This window comes from Streptomyces sp. JJ66 (assembly GCF_019303495.1).
Taxonomy (GTDB): domain Bacteria; phylum Actinomycetota; class Actinomycetes; order Streptomycetales; family Streptomycetaceae; genus Streptomyces.
The window spans coordinates 12,264-26,520 of record NZ_JAEVFI010000026.1; the positions used below are offsets into that span (position 1 = coordinate 12,264).

At 71.8% G+C, this 14,257-nt stretch carries 10 protein-coding genes and 5 pseudogenes; 9 read left to right on the top strand and 6 right to left on the bottom strand.

Annotated features, from left to right (window positions below; genetic code table 11):
• Positions 1-2: 2 nt before the first annotated feature.
• The 5 genes from JJV70_RS17575 to JJV70_RS17595 form a co-directional block, all read right to left on the bottom strand.
• Positions 3-1,238 carry an ATP-grasp domain-containing protein gene (locus JJV70_RS17575; RefSeq protein WP_219048959.1) on the bottom strand — a complete coding sequence of 412 codons (1,236 nt, stop codon included), beginning with the start codon at positions 1,236-1,238 and terminating at the stop codon, positions 3-5.
• Positions 1,235-2,701 (bottom strand): FAD/NAD(P)-binding protein, encoded by a 1,467-nt coding sequence (locus tag JJV70_RS17580; protein WP_219048960.1) that lies wholly within the window; start codon positions 2,699-2,701, stop codon positions 1,235-1,237. The genes JJV70_RS17575 and JJV70_RS17580 overlap by 4 nt, the downstream gene beginning before the upstream one ends.
• A gap of 480 nt (positions 2,702-3,181) precedes the next feature.
• The gene (locus JJV70_RS17585) at positions 3,182-3,850 is read right to left on the bottom strand and encodes a class I SAM-dependent methyltransferase (RefSeq protein ID WP_257574137.1); all 669 of its coding nucleotides are present in this window, start codon (positions 3,848-3,850) and stop codon (positions 3,182-3,184) included.
• A gap of 86 nt (positions 3,851-3,936) precedes the next feature.
• Positions 3,937-4,248: an AzlD domain-containing protein gene (locus JJV70_RS17590; protein WP_219048961.1), complete on the bottom strand. Its 312-nt coding sequence runs from the start codon at positions 4,246-4,248 to the stop codon at positions 3,937-3,939.
• Positions 4,245-4,964, bottom strand: a complete 720-nt coding sequence (locus tag JJV70_RS17595) for an AzlC family ABC transporter permease (protein WP_219048962.1) — start codon at positions 4,962-4,964, stop codon at positions 4,245-4,247. Before JJV70_RS17595 ends, JJV70_RS17590 begins: the two co-directional genes overlap by 4 nt.
• A 162-nt stretch (positions 4,965-5,126) precedes the next feature.
• Between JJV70_RS17595 and JJV70_RS17600 the strand changes: the two genes are divergently transcribed.
• From JJV70_RS17600 to JJV70_RS23560, 7 genes and pseudogenes are all read left to right on the top strand, one after another.
• A complete protein-coding gene (locus tag JJV70_RS17600) occupies positions 5,127-6,095 on the top strand; it encodes a cysteine synthase family protein (protein WP_219048963.1) in 969 nt (322 codons plus the stop codon).
• Between the two features lie 86 nt (positions 6,096-6,181).
• Entirely contained in the window at positions 6,182-7,930 is a 1,749-nt protein-coding gene (locus JJV70_RS22920; RefSeq protein WP_257574139.1) for a hypothetical protein, read from the top strand.
• A gap of 52 nt (positions 7,931-7,982) precedes the next feature.
• On the top strand, positions 7,983-8,453 hold the full coding sequence (locus JJV70_RS22925; protein WP_257574140.1) for a DUF2000 domain-containing protein: 471 nt from the start codon (positions 7,983-7,985) through the stop codon (positions 8,451-8,453).
• Positions 8,454-8,526: 73 nt separating this feature from the next.
• On the top strand, positions 8,527-9,549 hold the full coding sequence (locus JJV70_RS17610; protein ID WP_219048964.1) for a 2,3-diaminopropionate biosynthesis protein SbnB: 1,023 nt from the start codon (positions 8,527-8,529) through the stop codon (positions 9,547-9,549).
• Positions 9,537-10,082, top strand: a pseudogene (locus JJV70_RS23550) (S-adenosylmethionine synthetase N-terminal domain-containing protein); the annotation flags it as partial. The gene JJV70_RS17610 and the pseudogene JJV70_RS23550, both read left to right, overlap by 13 nt.
• Positions 10,083-10,201: 119 nt before the next feature.
• A pseudogene (locus tag JJV70_RS23555) lies at positions 10,202-10,315 on the top strand (hypothetical protein); the annotation flags it as partial.
• A gap of 123 nt (positions 10,316-10,438) precedes the next feature.
• Positions 10,439-10,726, top strand: a pseudogene (locus tag JJV70_RS23560) (methionine adenosyltransferase domain-containing protein); the annotation flags it as partial.
• A gap of 32 nt (positions 10,727-10,758) precedes the next feature.
• Here JJV70_RS23560 and JJV70_RS17620 read toward each other — a convergent pair.
• Positions 10,759-11,808 carry an IS630 family transposase gene (locus JJV70_RS17620; protein WP_219048965.1) on the bottom strand — a complete coding sequence of 350 codons (1,050 nt, stop codon included), beginning with the start codon at positions 11,806-11,808 and terminating at the stop codon, positions 10,759-10,761.
• A gap of 191 nt (positions 11,809-11,999) precedes the next feature.
• On the opposite strand from JJV70_RS17620, the pseudogene JJV70_RS17625 reads away from it, so the two are divergent.
• Together JJV70_RS17625 and JJV70_RS17630 are read left to right on the top strand one after the other, a co-directional pair.
• Positions 12,000-12,981 (top strand): annotated as a pseudogene (locus tag JJV70_RS17625) (PfkB family carbohydrate kinase).
• Positions 12,982-12,987: 6 nt separating this feature from the next.
• Positions 12,988-13,892: pseudogene (locus JJV70_RS17630) on the top strand (methylenetetrahydrofolate reductase).
• The last annotated feature ends 365 nt before the right edge of the window (positions 13,893-14,257 follow it).

Consider the following 14,257-nt stretch of genomic DNA (forward strand, 5'->3'; position numbering starts at 1 on the left):
TGTCAGGCCCCGGCCTCGGCGACCTGGAAGAGGGCTCCGGAGTCCTCCAGTTCGTGCAGCACCGCCAGGCTGTGCTCGATGAGTTCGGCGTCCTCGTGCACGAGGAAGGCGATGCCGCAGGAGCCGGTGGTCAAGTGGGTGTCGCGCAGGACGTCGGAGACCTGCGGCAGCTGGGCCACGCTGTGGAAGCCGGGCAGCCGACGCACGGTCCGCAGACCCTCGAGGGAGGTCAGCACGCCGGGGCGAGGCGCGCGCAGGAAGACCATGGCCAGGGTGCGGGCCGGGCCGTAGGGCAGGTCGAACCGGTTGCGGAAGTCGTCCGGGCGCAGGAACCGCTCGGCGACCAGGTGCGGGCCGCTGTAGCCGAAGGCGCAGTGGTAGGCGTCGGGGGAGAGGTAGGGGCCCATCAGCCGGGAGTTGACCTCGACGAGCCGGGGCCCGTCCGCGGTGAGCATGACCTCGGTGTGGGCCGCGCCGTCGCGGAAGCCGAGCGCGTCGAGGCAGCGTCCGGTGTACTCCACCAGCTCCTGCTCGCGCTCGTCCGGGGTGGTCCGGCTGATGATGTGCCGCAGCACGGGGCTGCCCTCGACGCGGTCGACGCGTTCGGCGTACAGCTCGGCGAGTAGGTGCCGGCCGTCCAGGCTCACCGTGTTCACGATGTACTGCGAGCCCGCCAGGAACTCCTGGGCGAGGACACCCGCGTTGATCTCGCCCAGGAGGTTGCGCCGCCCGGCGACGGCGCGGTAGCCGGCGAGCGCCTCCTCCTCCGTGGCGCAGATGCGGCAACCGTCGCTGCCCGCGCTGTTGAACGGCTTGATCACCACGGGGTACGACGCCCACCGCCCGAGAAGGTCTCGCAGCTCCTCCTCGCCGTGCACGACCTGGCTGCGGGCGTGGGGCAGGCCGGCCCGGGCGAGGGCCTGCTGCATCGCGTACTTGTCGCGCCGGGCCGTGCGCAGCCCGTGGTCGTGGTACGGCAGCCCGAGCCGTTCGGCCAGTTCGTCGGCGAGGGTGACGCCGAACTCGCTGCCGGCGACGACCGCGCGGACGCCCAGGGCACGCAACCGGTCGGCCGTGGCGTCCGGGTCGCTGTGCACGACCGACTTGACGTGGCCGCGCTGCTCCCCGGCGGCGGGTGCGCGGTCCTCGGGGTAGACCTCGACGAACGCAGCTCCTTCCTCCTGCAGGGCGTCGGCGAGCTGGACGCCGCTGGAGGCGGGGACGACGAGCGCGATCACAGGGTGGTCCTTTCGGCGTACGGGGCGCCCTCGCCGGTGCGGGGCCGGGCGATCTGCGCGCCGACCACGGCCGCGTGCTGGGCGGCGGCGCGCAGGTAGTTGACGATGGGGTGGCGGGCGCCGGCCGCGGAGCCCAGCACCCAGACGCGTTCGGGTTCGGCCCGGCCGGGCAGCCGCACCCTGAGGTCGGCGAGGAGGTCGGGCTGCGGGCCGTCCCCGTCGTGGCCGATGAGCAGAAGGCCCGGCGCGCAGGTGAGCCGGCGCGCGCGGTAGCCGGCGGCGACGACCACGTGGTCGAAGCTCTCGCCCGAGCCGTCCGGCCAGCCCACCTGCCAGCCGGTGCCGGTGCGCCGGATCTCCTCCGGGTAGCGGGGGGCCACGCGCAGTCGGCCCGCCGCGGCGTGGGCCATCAGCAGCTTGGCGTTGCGCAGTGGGATCGCGGAGATGTACCGCGACATCAGGGTGTGGTGGCGGGCGAGGGCTCCGGCGGCGGCCCCGGGACGCCACCTCGGTATCTGCTCGTTGAGCGCGTCGATGACCTCGGCGACGACATCCTGCCAGGGGATGCGGCCCTCGTCCGCGAGGCGGGCCTCCTCGTTCAGCTGCCGGGTGGCCGCGGGGCCTGTGGCGCGGGCGCGCAGGGCGCGGGCCGTCGGGTGGCCGCGCCGGACTGCCCGTAACAGCATCCGCGTCAGGGAGCGGTCGAAGGAGGCGCTGTCGGGATCGAGCGCGGCCCAGTCGCCGGGGCCGAGGGCTGGCTCGGCGCTGCGGCGCAGCCGGGTCCGTACGGCCGGCAGGGTGGAGGACGGCGAGGTGAGGACGGTGTGGCGGTGGCCCTCCTGGGACAGGACGAGGGCGGCGTCGATGGCCGACAGCTTGGTGCCGAGCACCAGCACGCGGGCGTCGTGGGGCAGGCGGCGCAACCGGCTCGCCGGGTAGGGCGACTCGTGCAGGCGGGTGTCGCCGCGGTGGGCGCTGACCTCGGCGGGCAGCCGGGGTTCCTCGGCGCCGGCGCAGAAGAGGACGTCGGTGCCGGTGACGGTGGCGCCGTCGGCCAGTTCGACCTGGTAGGTGTCGTCGTCGAGGCGGTGGATGGCGACCGCCCGCTCCCGGATGTGGGTGACCTTGGTGCCGTGGGCCAGGGCGCGGTCGCGGTACTGGCCGTAGCGGGTCCGGCAGTACTGCCCGACGAGGTAGCGGGGCACGAAGTCGTCGCGGTGGACCGGGTGTCCGTGGGCGGCGAGATAGCCGAGGAAGTCGGAGCGTCCCTCCGCCAGCAGGGAGGTGACGTCCACGGAGGTGTTGCACAGCAGCGTGGGGTCGGTGGTGCCGAACGCGGTGCCGAACCCGATGGGTCCGGGCGCCACCAGGGTGATGCGTTCGATGCCGGGCGCGCCGGCCACGTGGGCCAAGGCGCTCACGGCGGTGGCACCACCGCCGATGATGACAATTCGCTTGGTCACAGGCCTATCCGTTGGTGCTCGACTGGTCCCTGGCCGGGCAGCGCGGACAGGGCGGGCAGAGGGGGTGGTTACCACCGCCGGGCCGCAGGGCCCGGGCGTCGTGTGGGGCGGCAGGCCGGACGGGCGCTTCTCCTCGGGGGCGGGGCCGTGGGCCGATCCACCGTGGTGCGCCGGGAGCCGGGGCCCGGGCTGCGCGGGAGGTCGTCCACGGGGGCGTCGACCGACGTGGCGCACGGGGGCGTCGACACGCGGACGGCCCGCTCGTGGGAGAGGGCCGAAGGGATCGGTGGCGGGGAGACACGGCGCGCCGGGCGGGCCGTGTCTCGCGAGCCGGGGGGCATGTGCGCGCGGGCCCGCGATCGTCATGCGGCGCGGGCGGGCCGGTCGTGCCGGTGGACGGTGACGCACGGCGAGGTGCCCCAGGGCGTCCCTGACCGGGGGATGACCGGGCAGGGACGCCCTGGAGAGGCCCGGACCGGATCAGTCCTGGGGCGTGGCGTACACGACCCAGTTGTCGTGCGTGTGCGGGTAGGGGCGGAAGTCGCCGTGCGGCGGGTCGTCCCAGGAGATCCGGCGGATCTCGTGGATCGTCCAGTCGCTGAAGAGGCCGCGCATCTCGTCTTCGCTGTAGTAGCGGAACAGGGTGTCCTTGTAGGCGAAGGTGTGCGGGGCGATCTCGTCGCCTTCGCCGTAGGTGCCGTCGTCCAGAGTGAAGGCGTTGGTGACGAACAGGCCACCCGGGGCGACGATGCGTCGCGCCTCGGCTATCAGGTGCGAGGGGTCCTGGATCTGGCCGAACACGTCGAAGCAGGTCACCGCGTCGACAGAGGCGTTGATGAGCGGCAGCTTGGTCGCGTCGGCGCGCAGCAGGAAGGACCGCTGCTTGATCACGCGGCGCGCGTGGGCGAGACCGGTGGGGGCGATGTCGACGCCGAGGGCGTTGAAGCCCGCGTCGGCCAGCGCGGCGAGGTTGCGGCCGTCACCGCAGCCCAGGTCCACCACCGTGTGGGTGTTGCGCTGCTTGAGGGCGTCGATCGCCTGGGGAATGACCGGAATCGGGTCTTCCTGCCAGAGCGGACCTGCGTTCTGATCTTGGTAGGCCTTCTCCCAACCGTACTGAAGCTCGGCGTACTCCACGGTCTCTGTCATGCGACCTCCCTGGGATGACTTAGATGGATCATCTTATTGATCTTGGATGACACGTAAAGGGGCGTCTCAGGATCTGAGCCGACCCGTCATCCGCCCGGCTCGAGCCACCTCAGAAGCGCCGTGGTGGCCGCCGCGAGCACCACGACGACCAGGAACGGGGCCCTCCGCCACAGCGCCAGAGCCGCCACCGCGAGGCCGGCCGTACGCGCGTCGACGGCCAGACGGCCGTCGGCGACGAAGGTCTGGGTCGCGATGAGGGCGGCGAGCAGCGCGACCGGCACCACCCCGGCGACCCGCGCCACCGCGGGCCGGTTCAGCGCGCTCTCGGGGACCAGCAACCCGGCCAGTTTCAGCGCGAGGCACCCGGCCGTCGCCAGCAGGATCCAGGACCAACTCATGAGGCACCTCCGCGGGCCGCCGCGGACGCCGTCGCCGGCAGCAACAGCACGCTCAGCGCCGTGAGTCCGGCCAGCACGACGGGCAGCCCGGAGCCGAGGACCGGGGACACGGCTATCGCCACCAGGGCCGCCAGCACGAAGACGAACTGCCCCGCGCGCTCGCGCAGCCGGGGTGCGACCAGCGCCAGGAACGCGGCGGAGGAGGCCGCGTCGAGGCCCAGCGCCTCGGGGTCGGTCAGCAGGGAACCGGACAGGGCGCCGATCAGCGTGGTCAGGTTCCAGAACAGGAACACCACGGCTCCGGTGGCCCAGTAGGCGAAGCGGCGTTCCCGTAGTGTCGGTTTGGCGATCGCCATCGCCGTGCTCTCGTCGCTCAGCAGGTGGGCCGCCGGCAGCAGGGCGGCCCCGCGCGGCCGCAGGACAGGCCGCAGGCTCACGCCGTAGAAGAGGCTGCGCACCCCGAGCAGGGTTGCAGTCGCCGAGGCAGCGAGGCCCCCGCCGCCCGCCGCGAGCGTGCCGATCAGGGCGAGTTGGGCGGAACCCCCGTAGAGGGCGAGGGACAGGAACTGCGTCTGAGCGAGCGTCAGACCGCTGGAAACGGCCAGCGCGCCGTAGGACAGTCCGTAGGCTCCGACCGCCAGACCGACGCCGACGGCATCGCGAACAAGTCTCGTTTTCTCCTTGCGTGGCAGTTGATCTTGCTCCTGGAATACCACGAGGAGCCCTCCATCGAATCGCGTCGGCGGAGCAGCCCAGATGCTGAGACGCCCCTTTACCGTCATGTACGCTACTAATTATGACTGTTCCTTGTCATCGGAATGCTTCTTAATGACATATTGGCGGGCGGGTGCCCCGTGGCCGCAGACATGTGAGGGAAGATGAAGCACTACTTGGACCGCTTCGAGGCCCTGCTGGGCCTTACCCCGATCAAGCCCATCACCCTGGACGTCCAGGGTGAGTCGCGGACGATCCACCTGAAGCTCGAGGGTTACAACCTCACCGGCTCCATCAAGGCCCGTACCGCCTACGGCCTCGTGCGCGGCCTCGTCCGGGACGGCCGGATCCGCCCCGGCGTGCGCCTGCTCGAATCCACCTCCGGCAACCTCGGCGTCGCCCTGGCTAGCATGGCCCGCTTCCTGGACATCGGGTTCACCGCCGTGCTGGACCCGATGAGCACCGCGGAGGTCCGCAGCAGGCTGACCGACCTCGGCGCCACCATCGTCATGGTCGACGAGGTCGACGAGGCGGGCGGCTACCTGCTGTCCAGGCTGGCGAAGGTCCAGGAGATGCTCCGGGCCGACGGCGGCTACGTCTGGGTGGACCAGTACAGCAGCCCCGAGAACCCCGACATACACCGCCGGATGACCGGCCCGGAAATTCTCGACCAACTGCCCGCCGCGCCCGACGCGCTCTTCGCGGCCGTCTCCACCGGCGGCACCTTCGCCGGAATCAGCCAGTGCTTCCGCGAACGCGGCCTGGCCACCCGTATGGTGGCCGTCGACGTCAACGGGTCCGTCGCCTACGGCGGCCGGCCCGACCGGCGCTATCTGTCCGGCATCGGCGCCAGCCGGCCGTCCTCCTTCCTCAGGGAGTCCCTGATCGACCACTACGCCTACGTGGACGTCGGCGAGGCCGCCCACTACTGCCGGACCGTCCTGAGGGAGACCGGCATCCACCTCGGCGCCTCCTCCGGCGCGGTCGTCGCGGCCTGCGTGCGCTATCTGGGTGAACACCCCAACGTGCGGGACGCGTTGTGCATCTGCGCGGACGGCGGCGAGAAGTACGAAAGCACCATCTACTCCGACACGTGGATGACCTCGATCGGAGCGCTGCCGCGGCAGGCGTGAGCCGCCGGACCGGGCGGGGGGACACGACCGACGAACCGGGGCAGCCGCGCCTGCCCCGCACGAGAACGACGCAGGATGGGACCGAGGTGCACACAAGTGACCTAGCCGGGCGCCATCGGGCGCTCGAGGAGCACGCCGCGGGGCGCTCCTGGGTGGACGTGGCGGAGGTGGCCGACGTCCCGGCCGCCGACCTGCGCCTGGCCGACGAGCACGACGTGGTGCTGACGCTCGTCCTCGCCGCCCTGTGCGCCCGCATGGGCGGCGGCCCCTCGATCGCGCCCACGCTCACCAAGGCCGCCGAACGCTACGTCTCCTCTTTCCTGTACACCGGCCGGATCCTGCCCCGGGCCCGGGAGCTGATCGAACTCCTCGACCGCGGGGTGGACGAGCGGTCCCCGGCCCTCCTCACCGAGGTGGCCGACCACCTCAGCCAGGGCTGGCCCGGCTACGCGCACTCCGCGTTCCCGGCCAATTTCACCCGTCTCGCCCGCGAACTCGGCCTGCGCATGAGCGCCGAGCAGTTCCTCGAAGTCTCGCTCGTGTCCTGGCAGCGCGGGCTGGCCGCCGCCGGCGCCGGAGACGCCGAACGGGCCCGCGCCCACTTCGAGACGTCCCTGGAGCGCTACCGCTCCTACCGCTACTACGCGGACGCCGCCTGGCTCTTCACCGACCTGGTCATCGCCCAGCTGCTGGCCGGCCACGAGGCCCGTGCCGCAGCCACCGCCCGGGCCCAGCGCGCCTACGTGGACGACATCCTCGCCACCCACGCCCTGGTCGAGGACACCGAGGGCGAGACCGGCGCCTTCCATCTCGGAGACGTGCGCAGCGGCGGCTACGGCACCTTCATCGAGTCCCCCACCCTGCGCCCGGCCGCCCTCACCCACCGTTACGCGGCCCTGCTGCGGCGCTACACCCGCGCCAGCGAACACCTGCTGGCCGCCTGCCGGTTCGGGGCGCAACGTGAACTCGACGCGGCGCTCGACGTCTTCACCTGCGGCTGGTCCACCTTCCAGACCTCGCCGTACCCGAAGATCTTCCTGCGCCTGGCAAACCGCTACACCGACGGCCGACACCCGTACAACCCCCACCTCACCGCCTACGAATGCTGGCACCGCATGCTGCGCACCTACCGGGTCCGGGTTAAGCCACGTCATCTGATCGACACCGCGACCACGCTGCACGACCGGTTCGCCTACGCCGGCCTGCCCACCTGCGCCGCCACCGTCCTGCTCGACGCGGCCCTCCTGCACGCCCGGCTGCACGGCCGCAACGGCGCGGTCGAATGGGTCAGCCGCCATCTGCAGGAACTGCGGCCCGTCGTACCGGAACTGGTGCAGGCCGCGGCCCGCTCCCTCCAGGTGCCGCAGGGCACCGAGTTCTTCTGGCAGCTCGGCACCTACCGGGGGCTGCGCCCCGCCCAGCTGGCGCCCAACTTCCCCGGCCCCGGACTCGGCGAGACACCCCTGCCGGACGCCGACTTGTTCGAGTTCGTGCTCTACGGCCCCCTGCTCTCCCTGGAAGGCGTCACCTTGTACGACAGCACCCCGCGGCCGCTCGCCGACATTCTGCGCGCGCTCGGCCAGGAGTTCACCCGGACCCGGCCGGACGGCGGCGAGGTGCCGTTCCTGTCCGCGGCGGAACTCGCGCGGCGCGTCAACCGCACCCCGTCGGCGATCGCCCAGGCGGTGCGCCGCTTCCGGCACGCCTGCCAGGAGACGCTCCAAGAGACCACCGAGCACGCGATCGACCAGGACGCCCTCATCCAGGGCCGGCCCGGATACCGCATCAACCCCGCGAAGGTCCAGCGCTTCCTCGACTACTCGCTCAGCGCCTGACACCCACCACGTCCCCGTACGTGCCGAGAAAAAGGAACCACAGGTAACGCCCATGCAGCACAACGGTCGCCTCGTCGTCGCCCCCGAAGACGTCGACAGCCAGTACAAGTTCGTCGTCGCCCTCAAGACCAAGCTGGAGCCCGGCGTCGCCACCAACGCCGTCGGCCACCTCTGCCTCGGCCTGCTGGCGAAGGGGGCCGCCGAACGCCCCGAACTCCTTGCGCACATGTCCTTCCTCGACTTCCCCGACGCCGACGGGGGCAGCCACGCGCCCGTCTCCGGCCTCTCGCTCGTCGTGCTGGACGGACGCCCCGCCTGGCTGCGCCGGCTGCGGGGCGAGGCCGCCGCGGCCGGACTGCTGAGCACCGACTTCACCGCCCAGATGACCGGCGGCAGCCACCTGAACCAGCTGGAGCGGATGCGGAGCACCCCGGAGGCCGAACTCGACTACTACGGCGTGGCCCTCTTCGGCCCGAGCGACGTCATCGACCCGCTCACCAAGAAGTTCTCCCTGTTGCGGTAGCCCCGCCGTCTCCTTCGACCGCGCCGGGGCCGCACCCGCAGCGCCTCGACACCACACCGACAGTGAGGAACACATGAATCACGCCGATCACCGTCTCACCATCGTCCCCGCGGCCGCGGTCAAGGAAGCGCTGCGGTCCCTGGGCACGGCGTCGAAGGAGATCGTCGAGGACGTCTACGTCAAGGCGGCGCTGGGGCAGCTGGTCAACCCCGACAGCCTGTTCTTGCGCCCCGACGACACCCGCCGCGAGCGCATCATCGCGCTGCCCGCGTACGTCGCCGGCGAGTCCGAGGCCATGGGCGTGAAGTGGATCTCCAGCTTCCCCGAGAACCTCAATCTCGGCCTGCCCCGCGCCTCCGCGCTGATCGCACTGAACGACCCGCGCACCGGGTTCCCCACGGCCGTCCTCGAAGGCGCCCAGATCAGTGGCCACCGCACCGCGCTGTCCGCCGCCGTCGGCGCCGAGGCGCTGCGCGCCGGCGACCGCGCCCCAGCCAAAATGGCGGTCATCGGCACCGGGTACATCTCCCGCACCACCCTGGATGTGTTCGCCGGCCTCGGCTGGAGCTGCGACCACCTCGTGGTGTTCGACGTCGACCAGGAGCGCGCCCGCGACTTCGCCGCGCGCAGCGGGGAGTTCGCGGCCAAGCTGGCGGGGAACGCGGTCGCGGCCGGCTCCCTGCGGGAGGCCGTGGAGGACGCCGATGTGGTGCTGTTCGCCACCACCGCCGTGGTGCCGCACCTGAGCGAGTCCCGCGAGTTCAAGCACCACGCCGTCGTCTTGCACATGTCGCTGCGCGACCTGACGCCCGAGGCGATGGCCGGCGCCGTCCACGTCGTCGACGACGTGGCGCACGCCCTGCGGGAGAAGACCTCCCTCGCCCTGGCCGTCGAGCAGGGCACCGTGGAGCGCGAGGGCATCCTCCCCGTCGGCGACTTCCTGCGCGGCGTGGCCAAGCCCGACCGGGACCGGCGCGCCGTCTACTCGCCCTTCGGCCTCGGCTCCTTGGACATCGCCTTGGCCCAGCTCGTCCTGGACCGGTCGCGCGACGCGGAAGGCGTCGTGTCCGTCCCCGGCTTCGCATGCACTTCCTGACCCTCACCGCCCCGCCCTTCACCCGGCACCGCCCACCGCCCCGCACGTCCCGGCGCAGCAGAGGAGAAACGGCGTTGTCCCGTCGACTGTTCACCTCGGAGTCCGTGACCGAGGGTCACCCTGACAAGATCGCCGACCAGATCAGCGACACCGTCCTCAACGCGCTGCTGCGCGCGGGCCCAGCCTCCCGGGTCGCCGCCCAGACCCTGATCGCCACCGGCCTGGTCCACCTGGCCGGCGAGGTCACCACCCAGGCCTACGTCCCGATCGCGCAGCTGGTGCGTAAGAAGATCCTCGAGATCGGCTACGACGCGTCGGCGAAGGGCTTCGACGGCGCCTCCTGCAAAGTCTCCCTGGCGATCGGCGCGCGGTCCCCGGACATCGCGCAGGGCGTTGACACCGCCTACGAGGCCCGGGTGGAGGGCGCCGGGGGAGAGGCGGACGCACGGGACCGGCAGGGCGCCGGCGAGGGCCTGATGTTCGGCTACGCCACCGACGAGACACCCGCGCTGATGCCGCTGCCGCTCCACCTCGCGCACCGCATGTCCGAACGGCTCGCCCAGGTACGCACGGACGGCACCCTCCCCTTACCTGCGCCCCGACGGCAAGACGCAAGGTCACGATCGAGTATCTCGGCAGCCGTCCCGTCCGCCTGGACAGGTTCGTCGTCTCCTCCCAGCACGCCACCGACCTCGACCTGGAGTCGCTGCTCGCGCCCGGCATACAGGAGCACGTCGTCGACGGCGTCCTCAAGGAGCTGGCCGAGGACGGCATCTGCTTCGACACCGACGGCCACCGCTTGCTGGTCAACCCCACCGGCCGCTTCGAGATCGGCGGCCCGATGGGCGACGCCGGCCTGACCGGCCGCAAGATCATCGTGGACACCTACGGCGGCGTACGCAATGCGCTGGGTTGCGAAGAACATCGTCGCCGCGGGCCTCGCCTCCCGCTGCGAGGTGCAGGTCGCGTACGCCATCGGCAAGGCGCCCCGGTCGGGCTGTTCATCGAGACCTTCGGCACAGCGACCGTGCCGCACGCGGCCCTGGAGAAAACCGTGCGCGAGGTCTTCGACCTGCGTCCGGCCGCCATCATCCCCGACCTCGACCTGCTGCGCCCGAGCTACGCCCAAACCGCCGCCTTTGGCCACTTCGGCCGCGAGCTGCCCGAGCTCACCTAGTGACCTGGTTCGGAGATGCGTGAGCAGTAGCGTCAGATGCGGTCGAGGATCTGGTCGGCGGTCTTGGTCCACTTGAAGGGCCGGGCTTCGTCGTTCCAGACCTTGATCCAGTTTTCGAGTGCGGTCTTGAGGTCGTCGAGGGAGCAGAACACGCCTCGGGCCAGGCAGCGCCGTTCCAGCTCGGCGAACCACCGTTCGACCTGGTTGATCCACGACGAGTAGGTGGGGGTGAAGTGGAGCTGGAAGCGGGGGTGCGCGAGCAGCCACTTGTGCACCAGGGGTGCCTTGTGGGTGGAGAGGTTGTCGCAGATCACGTGGACTGCCAGGCCCTTGCCGGTCTGGCGGTCGATCTCGTCGAGGAAGTCCCGGAAGTCCTCGGCCCGGTGCCGGGCGGACAGCTTGGTAATTACCTTGCCGGTCGCGGTGTTCAGGGCGGCGAACAGGTCGACGGTGCCGTGCCGGACGTAGTCGAAGCTCCGCCGTTCGGGGACCCCGGGCACCATGGGCAGCACCGGCGCGGTCCGCTCAAGCGCCTGGATCTGCGGTTTCTCGTCCACCGCGAACACCACCGCGTTCGCCGGCGGGGCCAGGTAGAGGCCCACGACGTCGCGGATCTTGTCGATGAGGAACGGGTCCGGGGAGATCTTGAAGGTCTCGGTCCGCCACGGCTGGAGGCCGAAGGCGTGCCAGATCCGCAGCACACTCGCCGGAGAGATCCCCACGGCCTTGGCCAGTTCCCGCTTGGACCAGTGCGTTCCGCCCGGTGGTGTCTCCTCCAGGGTGCGGACCACCACCTCTTCCACCTGGGCATCGGTGATGGTCCGCGGCACCCCGGGCCTGGGCTCGTCGGCGAGTCCGTCGAGCCGGTCACGCAGGAACCTCGTGCGCCACTTGGAGACGGTGCCCCGGTTCACCCCCAGCCGGGCCGCGACCGCCAGGTTCGGACCGCCTTCCGCGCACGCCAGCACGATCCTGGCTCGCAGGGCCAGACCCTGCGCGGTCGTCCGGCGCTTGACCCAGCTGTTCAACGTCTGCCGCTCGGTCTCACTCAGGACCAGCGGCTCCAGCCTGCTGTCACCCACAACCCACAGCAGACCGAAGCCAACCAGCACCCGTCAGCCAAACCCGTGAACTGGTACGGAAGACGACTCACGTGGTGCCCAACGAACTCACAACCAGATCACTAGGAGGGCACCGACCGCGCCGACGCCCTCGGCACCGCCGCCGGCCGGGCCTGACACCGCCCCACGCGGCAGGCAGAAGACAGATTGCCGTGCGCCTCGCAGTCACCGGGTCGATAGCCACCGACCATCTGATGGTCTTCCCCGGCCGTTTCCGGGAACAGCTCATCACCGACCGGCTCGACACCGTCTCGCTGTCCTTCCTCGCGGACCGCCTCGACGTCCGGCGCGCAGGCGTCGGCGCGAACGTCGCCCTCGGCCCCGGCAGGTTCGGCCCGCGTCCCGTGCTGGTGGGCGCCGCGGGCACCGACTTCCCCGAGTACGGCGCCTGGCTCACCCGGCACGGCGTCGACACCGTGCCGGTCCGGGTGAGCGACACCCTGCACACCGCGCGTTTCGTGTCCACCACCGACGCCGACCAGAACCAGATCGCTACTTCTACGCCGGCCATAGCCCAGGCGCACCGCATCGACCTCGCTGCCGCGCACCGCCGGGGCGGGGCCCTTCGACCTCGTCCTCGCCGTCGCCGACGACCCGGAGGCGATGCTGCGGCACACAGCCACCGCGCACGCCCTGGGCGTGCCGGTCGCGGCCGACCCCACCCAGCAACTGCCCCGCCCGTACACCGGGCAGACCCGGCGCCTGGTGGACGGCGCCCGGCTGCTGTTCACCAACGAGTACGAGCAGGCCCTGCTGCTGGAGCGGACCGGCTGGAGCCGTGAGGAGGTGCTTGGCCGGGTGGGCGCCTGGATCGTCACCCGCGGCGCCCACGGTGTCACTCTGGAGACCGCCGACGGGCCCCGGCAGGACGAACCTGCCGTGCCGACGCGGGACGTCGTCGACCCGACCGGCGTGGGGGACGCCTTCCGCGCCGGCTTCCTCGCGGGCCTCGCCTGGCGGTTGCCCTGCGAGCGCGCGGCCCAGCTGGGCTGCGCCCTGGCCACCGTGGTGATCGAGCCCCTGGGCACCCAGGAGTACAAGCTGCTCGCCTCCGCCCTCCTGGACCGGATCGGCGCGGTCTGCGGTGAGCGGCCAGCCGAGGAGATCGCCGCGCGCCTGACGGTGATGGCATGACCGGACGTGCCGCGCACCAGGACGTTCTCCTTCAAGTTCTTCCCGCCGAAGACGCAGGCCGGCGAGCGCACGCTGTGGCACGCCCTGCGCCGGGTCGAGGCGCTGTGCCCCGACGTCGTCTCCATCACCTACGGGGCCAGCGGTTCCTCCCGGGACCGCACCATCGCCCTCCCCCGGCGCATCGCGGCCGAGACGACCCTGCGCCCGGTCGCCCACCTCACCGCGGTCGGGCACTCGGTCGCCGAACTGCGCCGGATCATCGGGCAGTACGCCGACGCCGGCATCCGTGACGTCCTGGCGCCGCGCGGCGACCCGCCCGGCGACCCGCTCGGCCCCTGGACGCCGCACCCGCACGGCCTCACCCACGCCCGCGAACTAGTCGAACTCATCCGCTCGCTGGGCGACTTCACCATCGGCGTGGCCGCGTTCCCAAAACGGCACCCGCGCTCGCCGGACGGGGAGAGCGAGATCCGGCAATTCGTGGCCAAGTACCGGGCCGGGGCCGACTACGCGATCACGCAGATGCTCTTCCACGCCGAGGACTACCTGCGCCTGCGGGACCGGGTGGCGGCCGCGGGCCGCGACATCCCGATCATCTTGGAGATCATGCCCGCCACCGACGTCCGCCAGATCAGCCGCTTCGCCGAACTCAGCGGCGCCTCCTTCCCGGAGGAACTGGCGCACCGGCTCGAAGCCGTCCGCGACCGGCCCGGCGAGGGCCACCACATCGGCGTCGAGCACGCCACCGCCCTGGCCGAGCGGCTGCTCGCCGAGGCGCCCCCGGCCTGCACGACATCACCCTGAACAAGCCCACCGCGACGACCGAGATCCACCGCAACGTCCTGGGCTCGGCCGTGGACCGGGCGTGCGGCCGGGAGGAGGGCGCTCTGGCCCACAGCCGCCGCGCCTGAGCCATCGAGGGCCTCTCACCACTGCCCCGGGCGGCGGGGAAGCCGCAAGCCGACCCTCCCCGCCGCCCGGGGCCGCTTCGCTGTGCGGGTGGGGCGCACGGGTATGCGGGGGCGGCCGCCATGGGCGCGGCGGGGGCCACGGTCGGGCTGGGGCCACGGCCGGGACGCCGAGTCATCCGGCTTGTCTAAGATGACGTCGAGACGTCTGCGGGTGCCGTGGGGGAACCGGCACGCGTGGCACACTCACGCAGCAGTCGGACCGCCTGAAGCATGTCTGGTCAGAACCGGGTGGCCCTACGTGGGACTGCTCCGGACGAGCGGCACCGACCGGTTCCCGGCACCACCATCGAGAGGTCCGGCCGGCG